Below are 21,277 nucleotides of genomic sequence, written 5' to 3' on the forward strand. Positions count from 1 at the left end.
TCAAGGCAGGCCCTCTGCCAAGTCAAGCGCCCTGGCCGTGCGCCTCAATCGTGACCGTCACGTTGCCGCGGACCGCGTTGGAGTAGGGGCAGGTCAGATCGGCCAGGGCGGCCAGGCGTTCCAGCTCGGCCTGCGGGCACTCCGGCGCGGCGACCTCCAGCACGACCTGGAGGCCGTACGCCCCGCCGCGGCGCACGCCCAGCGTCACCGAGGCCGTCACCGAGACCGGTCCCGGGTCCGCCTTCTCCCTGCGGGACACCACCGCGAGCGCGCTGTCGAAGCAGGCGGCGTAGCCCGCGGCGAACAGCTCCTCGGGATCCGTGCCCTCGTCCTCGGGCCTGCGCTCGGCCGGCCGGACCAGCGGCGTCGCCAGCTTGCCGGTGAGCGACCTCGCCGAACCGCCGCGCCCGCCCGTCACCTCGACCGAGGCGGTGTAGAGCGGCTTGAAGCCCGGCGCCGCGGCCTCCGCGTGGGCGAGCACGTGCTCGGCCGCGGCCGCGGCGAACGCCTCGGGCTGCTCCTCGGGCACGAAGTCGGTGCCGCCCGGGATCGTGACCAGCGGGGCCTTCGGGAACGCCGCGGTGACGACGTCGTTCATCCGGTTCAGCACGTCCTGGTCGCCGTGCAGGAGCAGGGTCGGGATCCCGTCGAGTGCGGGCACGTCGAGCTTGTGGTCGAAGACCGCGCGGTAGGCGACGGCGTAGTCCTCGCCGACGGCCAGGTACTCGCCCACCTGGCGGCTCGCGGACTCACCCGAGATCGTCGGGTAGAGCCAGCGCACCCGGTCCCAGATCACCTTGAAGTGCTCGCCGTCCGGCGAAACGGTGTAGCCCGGGGCGTAGGAGGCGATCTTCTCGGCGCGCTCGGCGTCGCTGTACAGCGGAATGCCCTGGTGGATCAGGCCGCGCACGCGGTCGCGCCGCTGGAGCGCCGCCTCGGCCGCGACGATCGCGCCGGTGTGCTGGCCGAGCAGGTGCACCCGGTCCAGGCCGAGCGCGTCGACGATCTGCCAGACCGCCTCGGCGTACTCGGGGATCGACCACTGCCGCGGGGCGGCGTCCGACATGCCGAACCCGGGGGTGTCGACGGCCACCGCGTACACGCCGCGCGCGGCGAGCGCCGCGAGCGCGGGCTCGAACGTCGCCGACGACAGCGGCGACTGGTGCAGCAGCACCAGCGGCGGCGCGGACGGGTCCCCGGCGTGCCGGTAGTGGACCTGGCCCCAGGGCAGCGTCAGGTAACCGCGCTCGGAGGCCCCCTTCATGTGCGTCACGAAGGTCATCGGGCGTTCTCCTGTCCCGCCATCGCGGCCATGACCTCGATGACGTGCTTGATGCCCTTGCGGTAGTCCTCGAGGAGGATGTTCTCGTTGGGCCCGTCGACCCCCGAGTCGAAGCGGGAGACCCCGACCCCGACGATCGGGATGCCGGCCAGCGCGCCCTGGTTGCCGATCCACTGCGTGTACGGCTCCACCACCGGCTCGACCCCGTAGACGCGGCGGGCCGCGTCGCCGACGAGCGCGACGAACGGGTCGCGGTGGTCGGTCAGGTGCGGGCGGCTCATCGCCATGGTCTCCAGCGCGAGGTCGCCGAAGCCCCGGTCGGCGAGGTGCTTGACGACCGCGTCGCGCACCCGCTCGGGGTCCTGCCCGGCCACGAGCCGGATCTCCAGCTTGGCCGAGGCCGTCGCGGGGATGCCGAGCGTGACGTCGTCGCGGTTGTCGCCGCCGGTGAACCCGGTGACGGTCAGGGTCGGCCGGGTGCGGATCTCCACCGCGGCCTGCACGTCGTCCAGGTCGCCGACGAAACGCTCCACGCCCGCGCGGTTCTTCAGGAACTCCCCGTCGAAGTGCAGCGCCTCCAGCAGGGCCCGCTCCTCGTCGGTGGGGGTCCTGGCGTCGTCGGCGAAGCCCGGGACCAGCACGGTGCCGTCCGGGTCCTGGAGACAGGCGAGCGCGGCGGCGAGCCGGGCCGTCGCCGACGGCAGCAGCGCCGTGTTCTGGCTGGTCAGCTCGCGGCTCAACGTGGTCGCGACGAGCCGCAGGTACAGCACGCCCTTCTCCGACAGCTTCAGCAGCGGCCGGTCCGCGGCGTCCAGCCAGGAGTTCTCCCACAGCGCCGCGTCGGCGGCGAGCCGGTCGGCGTGGGCGCGGGTGAACGAGCCGAGGCCGGGGCTGTGCAGCCGCACCTTGCCCTCGAAGATGTAGCGGCTGGTCACCGGCGCGGGCAGCCCGGCCAGCGCGAACGCCGCGGCGGCGTGGATCCGCGACATGAGCGCGCCCTTGTCGTCGGCGACGCCCCGGGCGTACAGCCGCCCGTCGTGGATCTCGGCCGCGTAGGGCGGGCTGATCCACGCGTCCTCGTCGCCGGTCGGCTCGACCTCGACGTCGTAGTGCGTGAAGTGCAGCAGCCTGCGGTCGCCGCCGGGCATCTCGCCCAGCACGTACGGGTGCGAGTGCTCCCAGGGGATGATCTCGGCGGTGCCGCCCCACCGCTGGACGGACGCGGCGATGAACTCGGCGGTGGCCGCCATCTGGTCCGGCTCCTGACGCCGGCTGCGGATGCGGCACAGCTCCTGGAGCTCGGTGACGAACGTGTCGAAGTGCTCGTCCACCGCGGCGAGCGCGGCGGAGACGTCGATCGGGGATGTCACGTGCGGTTCCTCATTCGTGGGAGGGAGGCCGCGTCACTGGATGGTGACGCCGCCGTCGACGAAGACGGTCTGGCCGGTGATCATGGAGGCGGCCGGGCTGAGCAGGAACGCGACGGCCTGGGCGACGTCGTCGCGCTCGGCCATCCGGCCGAGCGGGATGGTCGCCATCTTGTCCGTCATGTAGGACGTGTCGGCGCGCACGTCGCCGGTCATCGCGGTCGGCACGATGGTCGGGCCGACCGCGTTGACGCGGATGCCGTCGGGCGCCCACTCCAGGGCGAGCACCCGGGCCATGTGCATCACGCCGGCCTTGCTGACGCAGTAGCCGAGGGTGTTGAGCACCGCGATGTGCCCGTTGGTCGAGCCGATGTTGACGATGCTGGCCGATCCGGAGTCGCGCAGTGCCGGGTAGGCCGACTGCGACATCCGGAACGTGCCCGTCAGGTTGACGTCGAGGACTCCCGCGAAGTCCGCCTCGGCCATCGTGGCGGCCGGTCCGCGCTTGACGACGCCCGCGTTGTTCACCAGGTGGTCCAGCCGCCCGTGCGCGGCGGTGACCTCGGCAATGAGCGCTCGGCACGACTCCAGCGACCGGACGTCCACCCGGTGGGCGGTGTGGGCGCCCACGAGCGGGGGCACCTCCCAGGACTCCGGCGGCGCCAGGTCGGCGAGGGCCACGGTGGCGCCGCGGCCCGCGAGCACCGCGGCGATGGCCGCGCCGATGCCGCGTCCCGCGCCCGTCACCAGGGCCACCTTGCCGTCGAAGCGGGTCGGGTCGGTCTTCGTCATCCCGCTCACGCGCCGATCACCTGGTTGTCGTCGGCCCAGAAGGCGACCTTCTTCTGGATCAGCCGGATGATGAAGTGCGCGATGAGGCCCATCACCGACAGCACGACGAGCACCGCGAACATGCCCGGCATGTCGAAGTTGTAGTTGGTCTGGAGGAGCAGGTAGCCCAGGCCCTCCTTGGCGCCGATGAACTCGCCGACGACCGCGCCGAGGATGGCGAAGACGATGCCGATGTCGAGGCCGGCGAAGATGAACGGCAGCGCGGTGGGCAGCCGGACCATCCGGAACACCTGCATCCGGCTCGCGCCGAACACCTTGAGCATCTGGATCCGGTCCGGGTCGGCCGAGCGCAGGCCCTCGATGACGTTCACCAGCATCGGGAAGAACGAGATGACCGCGGCCATCACGACCTTGCTCGTCAGCCCGAAGCCGAACCAGACGACGAACAGCGGCGCGAGCGCCACCTTCGGCACCGTCTGGAAGGCCACGATGTAGGGCATGAGGGTGCGCTCGACCAGCCTGATCTGGGAGATCAGCATGCCCAGCACCATCGCCAGCGCGACACCGATGGCGTAGCCGAGCAGGGATTCCTTGAGCGTCACCCACAGGTGCGTCCAGAACATCGCGTCGGACATCTGGGTGACCAGCGAGGCGTAGATCTGCGACGGCCGCGGCAGGACGAACTCCTCCACGCCGAGCGGCTCCAGCAGGAACTCCCACCCGAGCAGCACGACGACGAAGACCGCCGGGACGAGCACGATCTCCGGCCGCTCCCGCAGGTCCACCCGCGGCTTGCGGGGGGTGCCCTGCGGCGCGGGCGACGGGGCCTTCACCTTGGGGTTCTCGATCGTTGTCATGGTCCGTCCTCGTCAGTCGATGGCGCCGGCGCCGTTGAAGTACTTGCGGATCCGGTCCACGTAGACGCCCGCGGCGTCGGAGGACACGATGCCGATGTCGCGCGGGCGCTCCAGCTCGATCGGGATGATCTCGGCGATCCGGCCGGGGCGGCTGCTCAGCACGACGACCCGGTCGGACAGGAAGACCGCCTCGGGGATCGAGTGGGTGACGAAGACGACCGTCTGCCCGCTCTCCCGCCAGATCCGCAGCAGCTCCACGTTCATGTGCTCGCGGGTCATCGCGTCGAGCGCCCCGAACGGCTCGTCCATGAGCAGCACCGCGGGGTCGTGCACCAGCGCCCGGCAGATGCCGGCCCGCTGCTGCATGCCGCCCGACAGCTCGCTGGGGTACTTGTCCTCGAACCCGGTGAGGCCGACGAGCTCGATGAGCTCCCGCGCCCTGGCCCGGCCCGCCTTGGCGTCCAGGCCCTGGACCTCGATCGGGACCATGATGTTCTGCAGGATCGTGCGCCAGGGCAGCAGCGTCGCCGCCTGGAAGACCATGCCGACCTCGGGGATGGGCTTCAGCACGTCCCGTCCCGCGATCCGGACCGTGCCCTCGGTCCTGGGGATGAGCCCGGCGAGGATCTTCAGCAGGGTGGTCTTGCCGCAGCCGGAGGGCCCCACGACCGAGACGAACTCCCCGCGCTTGACGGTGAAGTCGATGTCGGCGAGCGCCTGGGTGGGCGCCGACCGGCGGGGCCGGTAGACCTTCTGCAGGTCGCCGATCTCGATCCAGGATCCCTCGTCGACGGGGGCGGACTGCGCCGCGGCCCGCGGCCGGCCGAGCGTTCTGTTGGCCATGAGGCCCTCCTTCTCTCTACTGGTGCCGGTGGTGCGGTGATTCCGGCAGGGCGGCTAGCCCGCGGTGTAGCCGTCGGCCTTGGTGAGGACCGCGGCGGCGTCGAAGGCGTTGGCCTCGGTCAGCAGGCTCGCGTCCCAGACCCCGGCGATGTCCACGTCCGAGGTGATCTGGCCGGCGCCCTTGGTGTAGGCGCGGGTCTTGGTCCACTCCTCCTCGCCGATGGCGCCCCAGTCCTTGAAGGAGTCGGGCTCGCCGGTCAGCGGGGTGGCGGAGTCGATCCAGGCCTGGAGGGTCTTGGTGTCCGCCGCGATCTGGTCGTCGCCGTTCTTGCCCGCGAGGATCGCCGGGAAGACCTTGTAGCCGATCCGCATGGCGGCCTCGGGGTTCGCGGAGGAGAAGAGCATGCCCTTGTAGGCGGCGCGCAGGTAGCGGGTGACGGCGTCCTTGTCGTCGGCGAGGGAGTCCTCCCGGACGGCGAAGGTGATGGACCGGATCCCCTGGAACATGTCCGGGTTCTCCAGGTAGTCGTAGGTCGTGCCCGCGTTGGCGATGACCTGGTATGCCTGGCCGTACAGGGCGAGCGCGTCGATCTTGCCGTCGGCCATCGCCGCCGCGGCCTGCGCCCCGACGCCGACCGGCAGCAGTTCGACGTCCTTGGCCGGGTCGAGGCCCGCCTGGGCGACGAAGGCGCGGGCGTACGGCGCGGAACCGGACGCGAGGCTGATGACGCCGACCTTCTTGCCCCTCAGGTCGGCGGCGGACTTGATCGGGCTGCCCTTGGCCACCGCCATCTTCCACGGCCAGTTCTGCACCAGGCCGCCGACCGCCTTGATCTTCAGGCCCTTCTCGCGGGCGGCGAGGATCGAGCCCGCGTCGGCGGCGGTGATGTCGGCGCTGCCGGAGGCGACGGCCTGGAGGGCCGCGACCGATCCGTCGGCGTTGATGGTGGAGACCTTCAGGTCCTCTTCGGCGAAGAAGCCCTGGTCCTCGGCCACGGCGTAGGTGGCGACCTCTTCCTTGGGGCCGATGACCGCCGACGCCACGGCGAACGTCAGCTCGTTCGAGCCGCCGGAGGACCCCTCGGAGTCGGAGCCGCAGGCGGAGACCGCGAGTGTCGTGGTGAGGGCGAGCGCCAAGGCGCCGGCGCGCAGGGGGAACTTCATGGAACTACCTCGTTCTTGCGCAGGGGGATGGGGAGAGGGCGGGGCGGTTCAGGCGGACGCGCCGCCGGCCGAGGGGATCCGGATGATCCCGGCCTCCGGAAGGTCGTTGAAGACGTTCTGCTCGACGATCAGGCCGTCGCGCAGCACGAACACGTCGGCGTAGCGGATCCCGGAGAACGGCGCGCCGTCCAGGTCCTCGCCGTAGAGCGAGCCGAGCGAGGTGACGACAACGGCGCCGTCCGCGCCCGTCCCCTCGAAGTAGCGCTCACGGTGCTTGCGGACCCACGTGTAGTGCCCGGAGGCGGCGCCGGCCATCTGGTGGAGCGAGGTGTGCACCCGCCCGCCCGGGAACACGATGCGTGCTCCCGGGGCGAGCAGGGCCGTGGCCTCGTCCAGCGCGCGGTCCTCGCACAGTTGCAGGTAGCGGTCGACGAGCGCGGCGGGCGAGGCGTCCATCAGTGCCCCTGCGCCGGGCTCTTGGCGCGCAGCGACGCCTCCCACTGCTCGCGCAGCGGGTGCTCGGCGGGGCCGTCCTCGGTGATGACGCGCAGCATCCGGCCGATCAGCGCGTCGCGCCGGGCGTCGAGGACCGTACGCTCCTCGGCGGTCGGGCGCAGCGCGTCGAGCTCGCCCGCGGTGAGGACGCCCTTGCGGACCAGCAGCGCCTCCAGGGAGTGCACCCGCTGGCTCGCGACGTGCAGGTCGCTGCCGAGCTGGAGGATCAGGTCGAACAGCTTGCCGTCGACCCGGTCCTTGAAGTAGTCGAACTCGCTGGTCATCATGCCTCCGGCTTCTTGGCGGACAGGACCGCCCACGGGAAGTGCCACTCGCGCCGCTCGCCCCAGCCCTGCGGGCTCATGCCGTTCGCGCGCTCGTCGAAGGGGGTCCAGGAGGGCTCGACGAGGCCCGCCTCGCGGCAGGCCGCGAGCAGGTCGGTGCCGAACAGGTCGTGGAAGAACGGCTCGTTGTTGCGCTCGGCGTGCTCGAAGATCGTCGCGTCGCGGAACGGGTCGCCGGTCGGCTGGAACTCCAGGAACGCCATGGTGCCGCCGGGCTTGAGGACGCGGGCCGCCTCGGCGATGGTCTCCTTGACCGCCTCCGAAGGCATCTCGTGCAGCGTCATCGTCCCGGTGACGACGTCGCAGCTCGCCTCCTCCAGGCCGGTCGCGCGGGCGTCGGCCTGGCGGTAGTCGATCTTGACACCCTCGGCCTCGGCCTCGGCGTGCGCCAGCCGGAGGCCGGGCGCGGCGAGGTCGATGCCGATGACCTCGGCGCCGGGGTAGCGCAGTGCCAGGGGACGGGTGCTCTTGCCGAACCCGCAGCCGAGGTCGACGACGCGGGTGGCGGCCGCGGTCTCCGGCAGGGCGGTCTCGGTGAACAGCCGGTGGAACTTGTAGCCGTCGTTGTCGCGCAGCATGACGATGCGCGCGCCGAACTCGTACACGTAGGCCGACAGGTCGTCGGAGAAGAAGCTGCCCGGCTGGACGTGGATGTCGTAGTCGGTGTACCAGGTCGGCAGCTCCAGCGACGCGTCGAGCGTGAGCGTGCCCGCCGCGTTGCCGCCCTCCTCGTACTGGGCGAGCAGGCTCTCGCGCCTGCTGATGACCGCGTCGGCGGCGGTCTTCCACAGCATCTTCTGCTGCACCCGCTCCATGTGGCTGTACCAGGGGTACAGCTCGAGGTCGCGCAGCCGCTCGGCCGCCGCCTCCACCGACTCCTCGGGGGCGCCGCCCGCCTGGTACTCCTCGACCATCGTCGGGTAGACGGTGTCCGCCCAGCGCTTGCGCAGCGTGAGGATGAAGTCGACCGCGGACTGCTCGTCGAGCGTCAGCCTGTCCTCAATGTCGATCATTGCTCTCCCAATTCAAGAGACGAGTGGGTCTCAGACCGTCCGGGCCAGCGCCGCGGCGCCGTCCACGGGATCGGTGAGGAACACCCCGGTGAGCCGTCCTTCGTAGACGGCCTCCAGTGCGGTCCGCGGAGCGTTGGCGTCGCCCGCCACGAGCACCGTGGGTGCGTCGGGCAGGCCATCGAGCGCCCGGTAGATCTCGTCCACCGCGATCGGCCGTCCCGCGTCGACGACGGCGGTGACCCCGGCCAGCTCCTCGACGTCCCCGTTGAGGGTGTCGCGGAGCAGGACGCGGTCGCCTTCTGCGCCTTCGACGGTGCGGAGCGGCCGTGCCTTCACTCCGAGTTCGCCAAGCCGGTGGGTGAGTGCCAGCTTGGAGTAGGTGGTGATCCGCGCCGCCAGCGAGGCCGTCGGCGTGACCAGGTGGACCCGGGCGCCGAGGCGGCCCAGGTGTTCGGCGACGGAGGCGGCCGGCCAGCCGCCCTCGTCGTCGCGGATGACGACGGTGCCGCGCAGCGGGGCGCAACTCTCGCCGTCGGGGTCCTCGAGGGCCGCGACCGCCTCCCACAGGTCGTAGACCGGGGGGCCGCCGGGCAGTTCCCGGCGGGCGGGCCGCGAGCCGGTCGCGACGATGACCTCGTCGAAGCCCGCGAGATCGCCGCCGGGCAGCAGGTCTTCGGGCGTGACGGTGCGGCCGAGCAGGACCGGGACGCCCGCGGCGGCGAGCCGCGCGGCGGGCTCCTCGGCGAGCAGCGCGAGGCGCTCGCGGCCCGCGACGTGGGCGGCCCGCGCGATCTGGCCGCCGAGGGCCCCGCCCGCCTCGGCGAGGGTGACGCGGTGGCCCGCCCGGTGGGCGGCGAGCGCCGCCTCGACCCCGGCCGGGCCGCCGCCGACCACGAGGACGGCGCGCCGCTCGGCCCGCGGCCCTGCCCAGACCGCCGCCCACTCGGCCTCCGCGCCGGCCTCGGGGTTGACCACGCAGGCGATCGGCAGGCTGGCCTCCAGGCGGCCGACGCACCCCTGGTTGCAGGCGAGGCACGACACCGCGGGGTCCTCCCCCGCCATCGCCTTGCGCACGAGGTGCGGGTCGGCGATGTGCGGGCGGGCCAGCCCGACGAGGTCGGCTTCCCCGGACGCGACGAGGTCGGCCGCGTCGGCGAGGGAGTCCAGCCGGCAGACCGCGAGGACGGGCAGGTCGGGGAACTCCTTCTTGAACAGGGCCGCGTTGTGCCGGAACGGCGCGTGGCCGAAGCTCATGTCGGCCATCTGTGTGGCCAGGGAGTAGCTGCCGTGGTAGGCGGAGTGGCTCACGTGGACGTACGCGATCGGGAAGTCTTCGCGCAGGCGGGCCACGATCTCCACGACGTCCGGCGGGGTGAGCCCGCCCGGCAGGAACTCGTCGGCGCTGACGCGCAGGCCGATCGGCAGGTGGGGCGCCTTCACGCGGATCTCGGTGAGGACCTCGCGGGTGAGCCGCATCCTGCCGTCGAGGTCGCCCCCGTAGCCGTCGGCGCGGGTGTTGGAGAACGGAGAGAGGAACTGCTGGAGCAGGTGGCCGTGGCCGAGATGGACCTCGGCGCCGTCGAACCCCGCGGCGTCCATCCGGCGGGCCGCCGCCCCGAACGCGGTGACGATCACCGCGATGTCGCTCGGGCCCATCGCGTGCGGGGTGTGCGCCGATCCCGACCACGGGGTGTCTCCGGGCGCCCAGGCCGCGGTGCGGGTCGCCTCGCCGCTGGCCTGCCGTCCCGCGTGCATGAGCTGGGCGAACATGCGCGCGCCCTCGACGTGGACGGCCTCGGTCATCTCCGCGTAGGCGGCGATCGAGGAGTCGTCGAAGCTGCCGAGGCTGATGTGCCGTCCGGCGCTGGCCGGGTGGACCCGGATCGCCTCGGTGATGATCAGACCCGCGCCGCCCCGCGCACGCTCCGCGTGGTAGGCGGCGTGCCGTCGGGTGGGGTTGTTGTCGGCCCCGAAGTTCGTGGTGTGGCCGGGGACGAACACCCGGTTGCGCACGGGCACCCCGCCCAGGATGAACGGCTCCCACAAGGTCCGTGTCCGGCTCGCGCTACCCACTCGTCCCTCCTTCGTGTCGATCGTTCCGTTCAGCGATACGGCGTTCGCTTGAGCGGGACACTATGCAGGATCCATGGGACAGGTCAATGGGTTGACCGAAATTCACCATGTCGGTAACACACCGGAAACTCCTCCCCGGTCGACGACCCCCAGGACGGGGCAGACCGGACAGTCCGGACGGGTAGTTTCAGGCACTGATCTGCGGAAACATCCGTTCACCCCAGGAAGGCGAACACGACTTCCGCCTGTCTCACTTTTCGGTCATGGCCTGAGGAATGAGGGAGATCGCGTCCGAAAACCGATGACGGCCCCGCCAGAAAGGAAACACGGAAGGAAACAGAGAACAGGCCGCGTCACCCTTTTGGCGGCCGCCGGACGGGTGGGTTCCGGCTTGCCCGGTACTCGTGCGCCGCGGCCCGGATGAGGAAGATCACAGGAGCGGGCGCCCGGCCCTCCGCCGCCGAGGCCGGCGCGGTGCCGGTCCCGCGGGCGAAGGCACTGGTCGAAGCCGCGGACAACGCCCCGGACCGGTGCCTGACCTGGTGTTCTGTGACGGAGAACACGATCCCGCCCCCCTCCGCGGACGAACCGCCCGCGCGCTGCAACGGAACGCGGACCGACGCGCTCGGACGGCCCCGGACAGTGCCGGGAAGGACCTGCGAGGCGCCGCTCCGGGCCTGCCGGCCTCCCCTTGCACGTCGCCGCCGGTACCCGACTTCGGATGGCCTCGCGGGGCGAATCACCTGACACGTCAGGGAAGACCCGGGCTTCGGGGCCTGCCGATTTCCCGCGGATCGTTCGAAAAGGTCCGGCAATTCATGGACCGCCCTTGTTCCTGCGGTCCCGAGGCTGTTCTGGCCGCCTTTTCCCCGCCCGCCGAAGACGGGGCTCCCCGCGCTTCCGGGGCCGCGGAGGCACGGGGTGGCCCGCGGGCGTACGTCGGGCGGCAGGCCAGGGCGCGCCGAGTGCCGCCCGCGGGCCGATGTGCGCGGAGGTGCCCTCGGGACAGCGTGGAGGACGTTCCGAGCCGTTCTCCCGAGAGGTACCGATGTGCGGAAGACATGGCAGAAGGTCGCGTACGCGGGTGTGGCCGTCGAGGTCGTCGGAGTGCTGGTGTTCGCGCTGGCCTACCCGTCGCTGGACCATCACATCTACTGGCTCGGCGGCGGCGCGCTGACCGACGGGACCGCCCTGTACACCGCGCGGCACGCGGGACTGTGGTTCACCAACACGCCCTTCATGGCGCTGCTGTTCGCGCCCGCGTCGCTGCTGCCGCTGACCGTCGCGCGGGTGCTCTGGCAGCTCGGGTCCGTCGCGGCGTTCGCGTGGGCCTGCGACTCGGCGCTGCGCCTCGCCGGGCGGCGGCCGTCCCGCCCCGTCCTCGCCGCGGCCGTCGCGCTCGGGCTGCTGCTGGAGCCGGTGTGGCACACCCTGTTCCTGGGGCAGGTCAACCTGTTCCTCATCGCGCTGGTCCTCGCCGATCTGCGGCGCGTGGCGGAGGGGCGGCCCGCCGGGATCGGGGTGGGGATCGCGGCGGCGGTGAAACTGACGCCGGGGATCTTCATCGTGCTGCTGCTGGCGGCCGGCCGCGTCAAGGCCGCGGTGACGGCCGGGGCCGCGTTCCTGATCTGCACGGGCGCCGCCTATCTGGTCGCCCCCGACGCCTCCAGGACGTACTGGCTGGAGACCTTCTTCGACACCTCCCGGGTGGGCGTCCCTTACATCAGCAACCAGTCGCCGATCGGGGCCGCCGCCCGGATCCTCGGCGGGGTCGCGGAGATCCCCGACGCCTACCGATTCCTCCCCCTCGTGCTCGGGGTCGCCGGGGTGGCCGTCGCCGTCGCCTGGGCGCGCCGCGGTGACTGGCTCGCCGCCGCAGCCGTCACCGGGGTGGCCGGCCTGCTCGTCTCCCCCATCTCCTGGACGCACCACTGGGTCTGGGCGCTGCCCGCCCTCGTCGTCCTGGCCCGGACGGGCCCTCGCCTGGCCGCCTTCGCCGCCTGCCTGTTCCTCCTGGCTCCTCCCTGGCTCACCCCGCATGACGGAGGCCCCGCCCAGTACGGCCTCCACGGCCTCCTCACCATCGGGGCCAACGCCTACCTCGTCGCGGCCCTCATCTTCCTCGCCCACATGGCGATCCACCTCCGCACCAGGCCCCCGACCGCACTTCCCACCCGGACGAATGGACTAATGGTACATATTTCATAGCACCGACCTTTCCGCTGAATTCCATAAAGCGCCAGTGAGCCCCCCGCACCACCGGTAACTTCACTCCCATGCCTTCTCCGCACCACGACTCCCTGAACAGCATTTTCCGGAGCCGCCCGGCATTGGCCCAGGAAATACTGCACGACCTGTGCGGCGTGCCGATCTCACCGCACACCCTCTCCCGGGTGGAGTCCAACGACTTCAACACCAGACCGTCCGAGGACTTCACCCCCGACACCGTCATCACCGTGGGGCCGCCCCAGGAGCCCCGCCACGGCATCATCATCGAGGTCCAGCAGAACCGCGTCGAATCCAAGCGCATGCAGCTCGCGCGCTACGCGGCCTCGATGTGGCTCCAGATCCGGCGCCCCGTGCACGTCATGGTCTTCACCTCCGACGACAAGACCGCCGGCTACTACGCGACCCCCGTCCAGACCGACCTGCCCGGCTACACCTTCACCGCGCACTCCATCGGACCCGCCACCGTCCCGATCATCACCGACCCGGCCGAAGCCGCCGCACATATCGAACTCGCCATGTTCAGCGTCCGAGCCCACGGACAAACCCACCCAAAAACCATCTCCGCCTTCGTCGAGGCCCTCAAGACGTTTCCCGAGGAAAAGGTGACGGCGTACGCTAACTCCTGCTGGAACATTTCCCCGATCGCCATCCGACCCACCCTGGAGTTCCTCATGGACGACACGCTCGAATTCCCCCTCTCCGCCAAGATCATCGCCGACGCCCGCCCTCGGATCGAAGCCGAGGTCCGCCCCCGGATCGAAGCCGAGGTCCGGCAGAGGACCGAAGCCGAGGCCATCTTCACGGTGCTCGCGAAGCGCGGCGTTCCCGTCGACGACGCCGCCCGAGAGCGCATCCTCGGCTGCACCGACCTCGAACGACTCCACCACTGGCTCGATGAGAGCGTCACCGCGACCTCGGTCGGCGAGGTCTTCGGCGACGTGCCTTCTTCCTGACGCCGCCGTGCTGCGGCGTCGGGAAGAAGGCGCCCGGAGGTTCGGCAGGCCGCGTGCCGGCGCGGCCTCGGGGTCAGCGGGGCATGGGCTGGAAGGTGTCGGAAAGGGGACAGTGGGTGCCGCGGTAGATGGTGGGCATGCAGCGGTTGCAGTGGATGCACGACGAGGTGGTGGTGGCGTCCTTGGCCAGGCGGTTCGGGAGGTCGGGCTCCATGAGGAGGGCGCGGCCCATGGCGGCGAACTGAAAGCCCTCGGACATGGCGAGGTTCAGCGACGGCATGTCGGTGACGCCGCCGAGGAGGATGAGCGGCATCGAGAGTTCGGCGCGGAAGCGGCGGGCCATGGGCAGCAGGTAGGCGGGCTCGTAGGGGTAGGCGTGCAGGAAGAAGCGGCCGAAGACCCGCAGGCCCGCCTTCACCGGCTGCCGGAACGAGTTCGCGAACTCCTTCACCGGCGCCCCGCCCCGGAACAGGAACATCGGGTTGAGCAGGGAGCTCCCGGCCGTCAGCTCCAGGGCGTCGAGGTGGCCGTCGGACTCCAGGAGGCGGGCCACGGCGAGGCCGTCCTCCTCGGTCATGCCGCCCCGCACCCCGTCGGTCATGTTGAGCTTGGCGAGCACGGCGATCCGATCGCCGACCCTGGCCTTCACCGCCTCGGCGAGGCCCCGCGCGACGCTCGCCCGGTTGACGAGCGAGCCGCCCCTGCCGTCCCTGCGCTTGTTCAGCAGTGGGGACAGGAACGAGCTGGCCAGGTAGTTGTGCCCGAAGTGCAGCTCGACGGCGTCGAAACCGCAGTCCGCGGCGAGTTCGGCGGCGTCGGCGTGCGCGCGGGTGACGCGGGCGAGGTCGTCCTCGGTCGCCTCCTGGATGAACTGGAACGACAGCGGACTGAGCCGCTTGGACGCCGACAGCGCGGGCAGCCGGTTCGATCTGGCGTCCGCGACGGGTCCGGCGTGCCCGACCTGCGCGGAGATCTTGGCGCCTTCGGCGTGGACGGCCTCGGCGAGCCGGGTCAGCCCTTCGGCGGCCTCGGGGCGCATGTGGATCTGGCGGCGTTCGGTGCGGCCCTCGGGCGCGACCGCGCAGTACGCGACGGTCGTCATGCCGACGCCGCCCGCCGCGATCCGGCGGTGGAAGTCGATGAGTTCGTCGGAGACCAGGGCCTTGGGGGTGCGGCCCTCGAACGTGGCGGCCTTGACGATGCGGTTCCGGAGGGTGAGCGGGCCTAGCCGGGCGGGGGCGAAGACCTCGGGGACGTCGGACATGGGGGCGCTCCATCGGGGGGTGGGAACGGGGCGGTGAGCCCTGCGGCGACGAACGCGGTCACGCTCGCCGCGGGCGGCGGGGGGCCGGCTGAGTCGCCGTAGGTGTGCAAGACGAGATCGCGGGCGAGCCGGAACCGCAGCGCGGCCTCCTCGGGCGGTAGCGCGGGGACGGCACGGGCGAGGAGCGCGGTCCACGGTTCGGGGAAGGACCAGGCCGAATGCCAGGGCAGCGGATGCCCCGCGGCGACGATCCTGGTGAGCAGCCGCGCCAGCCAGCGCCGCCCGGGGTCGTGGGCGAGCGTGGCGAGGGGTTCCACGAGCAGCGCCGCGAGCCGCTCGCCGCGCACCGGGCCCGGCCCGGCCAGCAGCGTGTCGAGTTCGGCGAGCCGCCCGCCCCACAGGTCACCGAGGCCGCGTTCCAGCACCGCGGTGGCCAGGGCCTCCTTGGACCCGAAGTGGTAGTGCACGGCCGCCGGGTTCATGCCCGCCGCCTTGTTGACGGCGCGCACCGAGACCGCGTCGTACCCGTGCTCGGCGAAGAGCAGGCCGGCGGCGTCGAGCAGCCGGTCCGGCGCGTCCGCGATCGTCATGCCCCCGAGTGGACCACGGCGCGCCGGGCGCGTCAATCACTGATTGAATCGGTGCTGGGACCGCTTTGGGTCAGTCGCGGAACTCCAGCAGAGGCACGTCGTACATGTCGGGGTTCGGCGGACGCCGGATCTCCGGCCCTGCCACCTCCACGACCAGCAGCTCCGCGACGAACTGGACCGTCGCGCCGAGCAGGTGACTGGTGTGCGCCTGCGCCGACCGCTCCTTCAGCCCGACCGAGATGTGCACGTGCGGCACCGCCCGGTCCTGCGCCGGATCCCACGCGAGCGTCCCGCAGCCGATCGCCTCGACGTTCGTCGCGTTGACCTTCGTCCAGACCGGGGCCATCGGGTCCGCGACCCGCTCGCACGTCCCGATGACGTCCACCGAGGAGAACGCGCCGAGGAACATCGGGATGTAGCCCTGACGCACCTCGTTGGCCTTGCAGAAGTCGGCGAGGGCGGTGAAGAAGTCCTCGCCCGGATCGAAGACGACGCCGAAGGTCCGGCCCCGTCTGAGCTCACTGCTGCGCATGCGCGCCCTCCAGGTAGGCGGGCCAGCTTCCGTGGCCGCTGATGTCCGGCGCGCCGCCCGTCGCGTACGCCTCGCAGAGGAACCCGTGCACGGACCGTCCGTCGGCGAGGTCGACGGTGCCGAGGCCGAGCGGCGGTGCGGTCTCGGTCAGCAGGTGCCCGAGCGCGGCCGCCGAGAGCGTGTACAGCTCGACCTCGACGTCCGTGCCGCCGTCACCGGTCCGGACGAGGCCGGGCCGGGGGACGTCCCCTCCGGGCAGCGCGAACAGCCGGTAGACCGGCGCGGTGCGCGCCGTGCCGCGCGGGCGGGCGCCCAGCGCGGTGAGCCTGCCGTGCAGCGGCTGGCCCGCGCGGTGCGCGCCGACGACGGCGAGCAGCGGCCCGTCGGGCTCCGCGCCGGCGACCGCCTCCCCGCCGAACGCCGCGGCGGCCGATGCCAGCAGCGCGTCCTTGCCCGCGGGCGCGAGCAGGGTGAGCCCGTGCGGACGGCCCGCGGGCGTCATGCCGCCCGGGACCGCGATCCCGGCGAGGTCGAGGAGGTTGGCGAAGGTGCTGTAGTGCCCGAGGGTCCTGTTCCTGCCGATCGGATCCTCGTGCATCTCCTTGTGCGTGAACGTGGTCGGGACCGTCGGCACGGCGAGCGCGTCGATCCGCTTCCACACCGTGCGGGTCTCGGCCCTCAGCTCCTGGAGCCGGTGCGCGTCGGCGAAGGCGTCCGCCGCCGACATCGACGTCCCGGGCCGCAGGACCCGCCGCGTCACGGGGTGGACGGCCTGCGGGTTGCGGGCGGTGAACGGGCCGATCGCGGTGAGCCGCTCGGCCACCCACGCGCCCCCGTACAGCAGCTTGCCCGCCTGGAGGAACGGCGTGAAGTCGACCTGCACGAGGGTGTGCCCGAGGTCGCGCAGCCGGGCGAGCACCTGCTTGAAGGCGACGGCGGCGGCCCCGTCGCCGAAGAACTCGAGCCTGCGCGGCACCCCGATCCGCAACGGCCCGGACGGGGTCAGCGCCCCGACGGGCAGGCCGCGCGACCACGGATCGCCCGGGACGGGTCCGGCGACCGCCGACAGGACCGTCCAGGCGTCGGCGACGGACCCGGCGAAGACGCTCGCGCAGTCGAGCGACGCGCAGGCCGGGACCATGCCGAGGGTCGAGACCAGCCCTCGCGACGGCTTCAGCCCCACGGTTCCGGTGAACGCCGCGGGGACCCTGCCTGAGCCCGCGGTGTCGGTGCCGAGCGCGAACGACACGAGGCCCGCGCCGACCGCGACCGCCGAGCCGGAGCTCGACCCGCCGGAGATGAGGCCGGGCACGAGCGGCGACTCGCACGCCCCGTACGGGCTGCGGGTGCCCGACAGGCCCGTCGCGAACTGGTCGAGGTTGGTCTTGCCGATGAGCAGCGCCCCCGCCGCGCGCAGGCGCTCCACGATGGGTGCGGACTTGCCGGGCGTGTAAGCGAACTCGGGGCACCCGGCGGTCGTCGGCAGGCCCGCCACGTCGATGTTGTCCTTGACCGCGTACGGGATGCCGTAGAGCGGCCCGTCGGGGAGCGCCGCCGCCTCGGCGAGCACCTCCGCGCGCGGCCGCAGCGTGATCCAGACGTGGTCGTCGCCCCGTGCCTCGATCCGGTCGTAGATCTCGCCTGCGATGTCCTCCGGCCGGGCCGTCCCGGCGCCGTAGCGCCGGGACAGCTCCGCCACCGACAGCGAGCCGGTCATGGGCCTCCCAAGGTTTCGAGCAGGGCGGACGAGGGCGCTATCGCGCCGAACACGCCGCCCTGCATGGTGATCATCTTCAGCGCCGCCTCATAGTTGCCGACGTCCGTCGCGCCCGTGCAGTCGGTGAGCAGCAGGCACTCGTATCCCCGGTCGTTGGCGTCGCGCATGGTCGTGTGCACGCACACGTCCGTGGTGATGCCGGTGAGGATGAGGTGCGTGATGCCGCGCGTCCGCAGGAGCAGGTCGAGGTCGGTGGCGTAGAACGAGCCCTTGCCCGGCTTGTCGATGACGAGTTCGCCGTCGACCGGCGCGACCTCGGGGACGATCTCCCAGCCGGGCTCGCCCCGGACCAGGATGCGGCCCTGCGGGCCCTCGTCGCCGATGCCCGCGCCGATGCCCTTGGACCGCCAGAGCTTGTTCGGCGGGCAGTCCGCGAGGTCGGGCCGGTGCCCTTCGCGGGTGTGCACGACGGTGAAGCCGAGCGGCCGCACCGCGTCCAGCACCCGGGCCGTGGGCTCCAGGCCCGCGCGGGTGAGCTCCAGGTCGTAGCCCATGGTGTCGACGTACCCGCCCTTGCCGCAGAAGTCCACCTGCCAGTCGATGCAGATGACCGCGGTCCTGTCCGGCGTGAACGTCCCGTCGTAGGGCCAGGCGTAAGGCTGCGCCATCACTGGACCGTACTGAGCGCTCATTTCGCCGCCGTAACTTCCGCGTCAGCGGCGGGTTCTGGTTCGGCGAGCGCCGGTTGCGGCGCGGTCTCCGCCTTGCGCCTGCCGTCGAGGAAGGCGAAGAGGAGGAGGACGGCTCCGGCGAGCAGGTAACCGAGCGCGACCTGGCCCTCGGCGTTCCACTCGACCTTCTCGGCGTGCACCAGGCCGATGAACGACAGGACCGCGCCCGCCGCGGCGTAGCCCGCGGCCCACACGAACCTGCGGTCGATGATGAACGCGACGATCGCGCCCAGCACCAGCCCGGCGAGGATCGCGCCGCCGCCCAGCAGCTTGAGGCCGTGATAGACGACGCCGGCGCCGGCCAGCGCGTCCTCGCCCAGCTCCGCGGCGGAGGTCCCGGCCGCCGACAGGACGTTGTCCATCTGCCCGACCGCCCACGAGGCGACGTTCGGAATGATCGCCATGACGACCGCGATGGCGTGCGCCTTCGGCACCTCTTGGAACGCCTGAGCGCCGATGAGCAGGCCGATGTACAGCAGGATCGGCACGATCGCGGGCGTCGGGAGGAGCGCGCCGAGCACCGCGAAGAACCCGAGGAAGCAGAACAGCGCGATGACGACGCCGGTGGCCAGCGAGTACGCGGTGCGGCCGCCCGCGGCCTTCCAGCCGGGGTGCCCGATGTACACGGCGGGCGGGAACGGGGAGCCGAGTCCGGCTCCGACGACCGCGCCGAGACCGTCGGCGAACAGGACCGCGCGCAGGTTGTACTCGTCGCCCGCGACCGCCGCGCTCTCGACGTTGGTCATGCCCTCAGTGAAGTTGTAGATGCCGAGGGGGATGGCCGTCGCGAGCAGCGGCGACACCTCCTTGAGCCCGTCGATCAGCAGGTCGATCTGGAGCGTCGGGAGGCCGATCGCGATGTCCTTGGCGGCCGCGGTGACGTCGGCCGGCTCCATGTAGCCGCCGATCCAGCCGATGGCCGAGCCGACGAGCAGCGCGACGAGCCCGACGGGCAGGCCGAACGGCAGCTTCAGGTCGGTGAAGAACCCGATGAGCAGGATGATGAGGACGGGCAGGGCGATCCAGGCCGCCTCGAACATCTGCCCGGTCGGCCGCATGGAGATGAACGCGATCGAGATGCCCGCCAGGGTGCCGAGCATCGCCGCCTGCGGCGTGTACTTCCTGATGTACGGGCCGACGAACGCGCCGAGGATGACGATGAGGCCGATGATGAACGACCAGGCCAGGCCCGCCGCCCACGCGGCGAGCGGGTCCTTGGTGGCCAGGTAGATCGGCAGCATGATCACGAAGGTGACGATGAACATGTGCGGGACGGACGGACCGTACGGCATCGCGCAGACGTCGGTGCGGCCTTCCTTGGCCGCCAGACGACGGGCGAGGTAGGTGTAGTAGACGTTGCCGATCAGCATCTGGATGCCGAGGGCCGGGAGGATCACCCCGTAGACGTCGCTGCCGGGGATGTTGACCACGCCGAGGCACAGCCCGGTGAGCACCAGGACGTTGACCATGACGTTGAAGCCGAGGCCGAAGAAGGCGTTGGTGTCGCCGCCGACCCAGAACGGCAGTTTGAACGGCGCGGGGGTCTCCGCCGGCTCGGCGGGCTTGGTGTCGGTGCTCATCGCAGTGCCTCCAGGAACTGCTTGGCGGGGGCGGTCCAGCCGAAGATGCCGCCCTGCGCGGAGAACATGGCGAGTCCTGCGTCCTGGAACTCCGCGAAGTAGGAGCCGACGCAATCGGACAGGACGAGGCATTCGTAGCCCCGGTCGTTGGCCTCCCGGACGGTGGTGTGGACGCACACTTCGGTGGTCACCCCCGTCACGACGAGGCTCGTGATGCCCTTGGCCGTCAGGAGGTCCTGAAGGCCGGTGGCGTAGAACGAGCCTTTGCCCGGTTTGTCGATGACCGTCTCGTCCGGGAGGGGCTTGAGTTCGTCGATGATGTCGTGGCCGTACTCACCGCGAATGAGGATGCGGCCCTTCGGCCCCGGATCCCCGATGCGCAGGGACGGCTCCCCTCGATTGAGCTTGGCCGGAGGGCAGTCCGACAGGTCGGGCAGATGGCCCTCCCTGGTGTGGATCACCGTCATCCCGTGGGTGCGGGCGGCGTCGAGGACCTCGCGCAGCGGCGGGATGACCCGGCGCAGCATGGCGACGTCGTTGCCGAGGGTCTCGCCGAAGCCGCCGGGCTCGACGAAGTCGCGTTGCATGTCGATGATCAGCAGTGCGGTGGTGGCGAGGTCGAACCGGTAGGCATAGGGCTCGGCCTCTACTGATGCGTTCATGGGCAGTTCCTCTCTCCCCCGAGGACCACTGATCGTCGATTGTCGACAATCACATGTCGGCGACGGACGTCGTCCGTTACGTCGGGGTTAAAGGGGTTCCGCAGGCCGGATCCGGCCGTCAGCCGGCGTAGGTGCGCGCCCCGTGGGAGACCAGGCCGGCCAGCGCGAGGACGGGGTCGCCGCTCGCGATCGCCTCGAACAGGCGGCGGTGCCGCGCGACGCCCTCCTCCGGAGCGCTCAGCGCCGCGGCCTCCAGCCGCAGGTTGGCGGCCATGTGCAGCTGGAGTTTGAGGATCACCGGCTCGTAGGCCAGCAGGAGCTGGCGGTGCCCGGAGAGGGAGACCACCGCGAGATGGAACCTGTGGTGCGCGTCGTTCTCGGCGAGCAGATCGCCCGCGCGCGCGGCCGCGTCCATGCTCTCCAGCGCCGAGGCCAGGTCGGCGAGCACCACCGGACCCGGCAGCGCGATCTCGACCGCGTACCTCTCCAGCACGTCGCGCAGCCCGAACAGCTCGTCCACGTCCGCGGCCGACAGCTCCGCCACCCGCACGCCGCGCCGGGGCAGGTGCTCCACCAGGCCCTGCTGGCCGAGCAGCCGCAGCGCCTCGCGCAGCGGGGCCCTGCTGATCCCGAACCGGGCGGTGAGCTGCTCCTCGATCAGGCGCTCGCCCGGCGCCAGCGCGCCGGCGAGGATGTCGGCCCGGACCCTCTGCATCACCAGCTCGACGAGGCTGGGCGGGTGAAGCGCGTCCATGCGGCCGACTCCCCTCATCTCCTCATCTCCGCGGT

At 71.7% G+C, this 21,277-nt stretch carries 20 protein-coding genes; 2 read left to right on the forward strand and 18 right to left on the reverse strand.

Going from position 1 to position 21,277, the window contains the following annotated elements:
• Nucleotides 1-22 precede the first annotated feature (22 nt).
• Genes EDD29_RS46515 through EDD29_RS29295 form a run of 10 tightly spaced genes read right to left on the reverse strand, consistent with a single transcriptional unit; the run spans nt 23 to nt 10,230 of the window.
• On the reverse strand, nt 23-1,282 hold the full coding sequence (locus EDD29_RS46515; protein ID WP_211359982.1) for an Ohr family peroxiredoxin: 1,260 nt from the start codon (nt 1,280-1,282) through the stop codon (nt 23-25).
• Nucleotides 1,279-2,652, reverse strand: a complete 1,374-nt coding sequence (locus tag EDD29_RS29255) for a M20/M25/M40 family metallo-hydrolase (RefSeq protein ID WP_211359984.1) — start codon at nt 2,650-2,652, stop codon at nt 1,279-1,281. The genes EDD29_RS46515 and EDD29_RS29255 overlap by 4 nt, the downstream gene beginning before the upstream one ends.
• A gap of 33 nt (nt 2,653-2,685) precedes the next feature.
• Entirely contained in the window at nt 2,686-3,441 is a 756-nt protein-coding gene (locus EDD29_RS29260; protein WP_123667539.1) for an SDR family NAD(P)-dependent oxidoreductase, read from the reverse strand.
• Nucleotides 3,442-3,446: 5 nt separating this feature from the next.
• Nucleotides 3,447-4,298, reverse strand: coding sequence for an ABC transporter permease (locus EDD29_RS29265; protein WP_123667540.1), 852 nt, complete (start codon nt 4,296-4,298; stop codon nt 3,447-3,449).
• A gap of 12 nt (nt 4,299-4,310) precedes the next feature.
• Nucleotides 4,311-5,141, reverse strand: coding sequence for an ABC transporter ATP-binding protein (locus tag EDD29_RS29270; protein ID WP_123667541.1), 831 nt, complete (start codon nt 5,139-5,141; stop codon nt 4,311-4,313).
• 54 nt (nt 5,142-5,195) lie between these two features.
• Nucleotides 5,196-6,305: an ABC transporter substrate-binding protein gene (locus EDD29_RS29275; protein ID WP_123667542.1), complete on the reverse strand. Its 1,110-nt coding sequence runs from the start codon at nt 6,303-6,305 to the stop codon at nt 5,196-5,198.
• A gap of 48 nt (nt 6,306-6,353) precedes the next feature.
• Complete coding sequence (locus EDD29_RS29280) at nt 6,354-6,761, reverse strand: nuclear transport factor 2 family protein (RefSeq protein WP_123667543.1); 408 nt, start codon at nt 6,759-6,761, stop codon at nt 6,354-6,356.
• Nucleotides 6,761-7,087 carry a hypothetical protein gene (locus EDD29_RS29285; RefSeq protein WP_211359987.1) on the reverse strand — a complete coding sequence of 109 codons (327 nt, stop codon included), beginning with the start codon at nt 7,085-7,087 and terminating at the stop codon, nt 6,761-6,763. The genes EDD29_RS29280 and EDD29_RS29285 overlap by 1 nt, the downstream gene beginning before the upstream one ends.
• Nucleotides 7,084-8,157: a class I SAM-dependent methyltransferase gene (locus tag EDD29_RS29290; RefSeq protein ID WP_123667545.1), complete on the reverse strand. Its 1,074-nt coding sequence runs from the start codon at nt 8,155-8,157 to the stop codon at nt 7,084-7,086. The genes EDD29_RS29285 and EDD29_RS29290 overlap by 4 nt, the downstream gene beginning before the upstream one ends.
• A 30-nt stretch (nt 8,158-8,187) precedes the next feature.
• Entirely contained in the window at nt 8,188-10,230 is a 2,043-nt protein-coding gene (locus EDD29_RS29295; RefSeq protein WP_211359989.1) for an oxidoreductase, read from the reverse strand.
• A 1,050-nt stretch (nt 10,231-11,280) separates the two neighbouring features.
• On the opposite strand from EDD29_RS29295, the gene EDD29_RS29300 reads away from it, so the two are divergent.
• A complete protein-coding gene (locus EDD29_RS29300; RefSeq protein WP_123667547.1) occupies nt 11,281-12,438 on the forward strand; it encodes a glycosyltransferase 87 family protein in 1,158 nt (385 codons plus the stop codon).
• 68 nt (nt 12,439-12,506) lie between these two features.
• Complete coding sequence (locus EDD29_RS29305; RefSeq protein WP_148086133.1) at nt 12,507-13,412, forward strand: hypothetical protein; 906 nt, start codon at nt 12,507-12,509, stop codon at nt 13,410-13,412.
• A gap of 73 nt (nt 13,413-13,485) precedes the next feature.
• Here EDD29_RS29305 and EDD29_RS29310 read toward each other — a convergent pair whose 3' ends face one another.
• From EDD29_RS29310 to EDD29_RS29345, 8 genes are all read right to left on the reverse strand, one after another.
• Nucleotides 13,486-14,676, reverse strand: a complete 1,191-nt coding sequence (locus tag EDD29_RS29310; protein ID WP_123667549.1) for an NADH:flavin oxidoreductase — start codon at nt 14,674-14,676, stop codon at nt 13,486-13,488.
• Nucleotides 14,637-15,266 carry a TetR/AcrR family transcriptional regulator gene (locus EDD29_RS29315; RefSeq protein ID WP_123667550.1) on the reverse strand — a complete coding sequence of 210 codons (630 nt, stop codon included), beginning with the start codon at nt 15,264-15,266 and terminating at the stop codon, nt 14,637-14,639. The genes EDD29_RS29310 and EDD29_RS29315 overlap by 40 nt, the downstream gene beginning before the upstream one ends.
• Nucleotides 15,267-15,336: 70 nt before the next feature.
• Nucleotides 15,337-15,798, reverse strand: coding sequence for a PPC domain-containing DNA-binding protein (locus EDD29_RS29320; protein WP_123667551.1), 462 nt, complete (start codon nt 15,796-15,798; stop codon nt 15,337-15,339).
• Nucleotides 15,785-17,515: an allophanate hydrolase gene (gene atzF, locus EDD29_RS29325; RefSeq protein WP_123667552.1), complete on the reverse strand. Its 1,731-nt coding sequence runs from the start codon at nt 17,513-17,515 to the stop codon at nt 15,785-15,787. The genes EDD29_RS29320 and atzF overlap by 14 nt, the downstream gene beginning before the upstream one ends.
• Nucleotides 17,512-18,183 (reverse strand): biuret amidohydrolase, encoded by a 672-nt coding sequence (gene biuH / locus EDD29_RS29330; RefSeq protein ID WP_211359991.1) that lies wholly within the window; start codon nt 18,181-18,183, stop codon nt 17,512-17,514. The genes atzF and biuH overlap by 4 nt, the downstream gene beginning before the upstream one ends.
• Nucleotides 18,184-18,203: 20 nt before the next feature.
• A complete protein-coding gene (locus EDD29_RS29335) occupies nt 18,204-19,826 on the reverse strand; it encodes a SulP family inorganic anion transporter (RefSeq protein ID WP_123667554.1) in 1,623 nt (540 codons plus the stop codon).
• Nucleotides 19,823-20,488 (reverse strand): cysteine hydrolase family protein, encoded by a 666-nt coding sequence (locus EDD29_RS29340; RefSeq protein ID WP_123667555.1) that lies wholly within the window; start codon nt 20,486-20,488, stop codon nt 19,823-19,825. Before EDD29_RS29340 ends, EDD29_RS29335 begins: the two co-directional genes overlap by 4 nt.
• 118 nt (nt 20,489-20,606) lie before the next feature.
• Nucleotides 20,607-21,242, reverse strand: coding sequence for a GntR family transcriptional regulator (locus EDD29_RS29345; protein ID WP_211359993.1), 636 nt, complete (start codon nt 21,240-21,242; stop codon nt 20,607-20,609).
• Nucleotides 21,243-21,277 lie beyond the last annotated feature (35 nt).

The organism is Actinocorallia herbida (assembly GCF_003751225.1).
Taxonomy (GTDB): Bacteria; Actinomycetota; Actinomycetes; order Streptosporangiales; family Streptosporangiaceae; genus Actinocorallia; species Actinocorallia herbida.

Coding starts and splice junctions, on each gene's coding strand:
- EDD29_RS29265 (WP_123667540.1), bottom strand. CDS start 4,298: ATGACAACGATCGAGAACCCCAAGGTGAAGGCCCCGTCGCCCGCGCCG.
- EDD29_RS29290 (WP_123667545.1), bottom strand. CDS start 8,157: ATGATCGACATTGAGGACAGGCTGACGCTCGACGAGCAGTCCGCGGTC.
- EDD29_RS29270 (WP_123667541.1), bottom strand. CDS start 5,141: ATGGCCAACAGAACGCTCGGCCGGCCGCGGGCCGCGGCGCAGTCCGCC.
- EDD29_RS29285 (WP_211359987.1), bottom strand. CDS start 7,087: ATGATGACCAGCGAGTTCGACTACTTCAAGGACCGGGTCGACGGCAAG.
- EDD29_RS29305 (WP_148086133.1), top strand. CDS start 12,507: ATGCCTTCTCCGCACCACGACTCCCTGAACAGCATTTTCCGGAGCCGC.
- EDD29_RS29335 (WP_123667554.1), bottom strand. CDS start 19,826: ATGAGCACCGACACCAAGCCCGCCGAGCCGGCGGAGACCCCCGCGCCG.
- EDD29_RS29260 (WP_123667539.1), bottom strand. CDS start 3,441: ATGACGAAGACCGACCCGACCCGCTTCGACGGCAAGGTGGCCCTGGTG.
- EDD29_RS29275 (WP_123667542.1), bottom strand. CDS start 6,305: ATGAAGTTCCCCCTGCGCGCCGGCGCCTTGGCGCTCGCCCTCACCACG.
- EDD29_RS29345 (WP_211359993.1), bottom strand. CDS start 21,242: ATGGACGCGCTTCACCCGCCCAGCCTCGTCGAGCTGGTGATGCAGAGG.
- EDD29_RS46515 (WP_211359982.1), bottom strand. CDS start 1,282: ATGACCTTCGTGACGCACATGAAGGGGGCCTCCGAGCGCGGTTACCTG.
- EDD29_RS29315 (WP_123667550.1), bottom strand. CDS start 15,266: ATGACGATCGCGGACGCGCCGGACCGGCTGCTCGACGCCGCCGGCCTG.
- biuH (WP_211359991.1), bottom strand. CDS start 18,183: ATGGCGCAGCCTTACGCCTGGCCCTACGACGGGACGTTCACGCCGGAC.
- EDD29_RS29340 (WP_123667555.1), bottom strand. CDS start 20,488: ATGAACGCATCAGTAGAGGCCGAGCCCTATGCCTACCGGTTCGACCTC.
- EDD29_RS29280 (WP_123667543.1), bottom strand. CDS start 6,761: ATGGACGCCTCGCCCGCCGCGCTCGTCGACCGCTACCTGCAACTGTGC.
- EDD29_RS29310 (WP_123667549.1), bottom strand. CDS start 14,676: ATGTCCGACGTCCCCGAGGTCTTCGCCCCCGCCCGGCTAGGCCCGCTC.
- atzF (WP_123667552.1), bottom strand. CDS start 17,515: ATGACCGGCTCGCTGTCGGTGGCGGAGCTGTCCCGGCGCTACGGCGCC.
- EDD29_RS29320 (WP_123667551.1), bottom strand. CDS start 15,798: ATGCGCAGCAGTGAGCTCAGACGGGGCCGGACCTTCGGCGTCGTCTTC.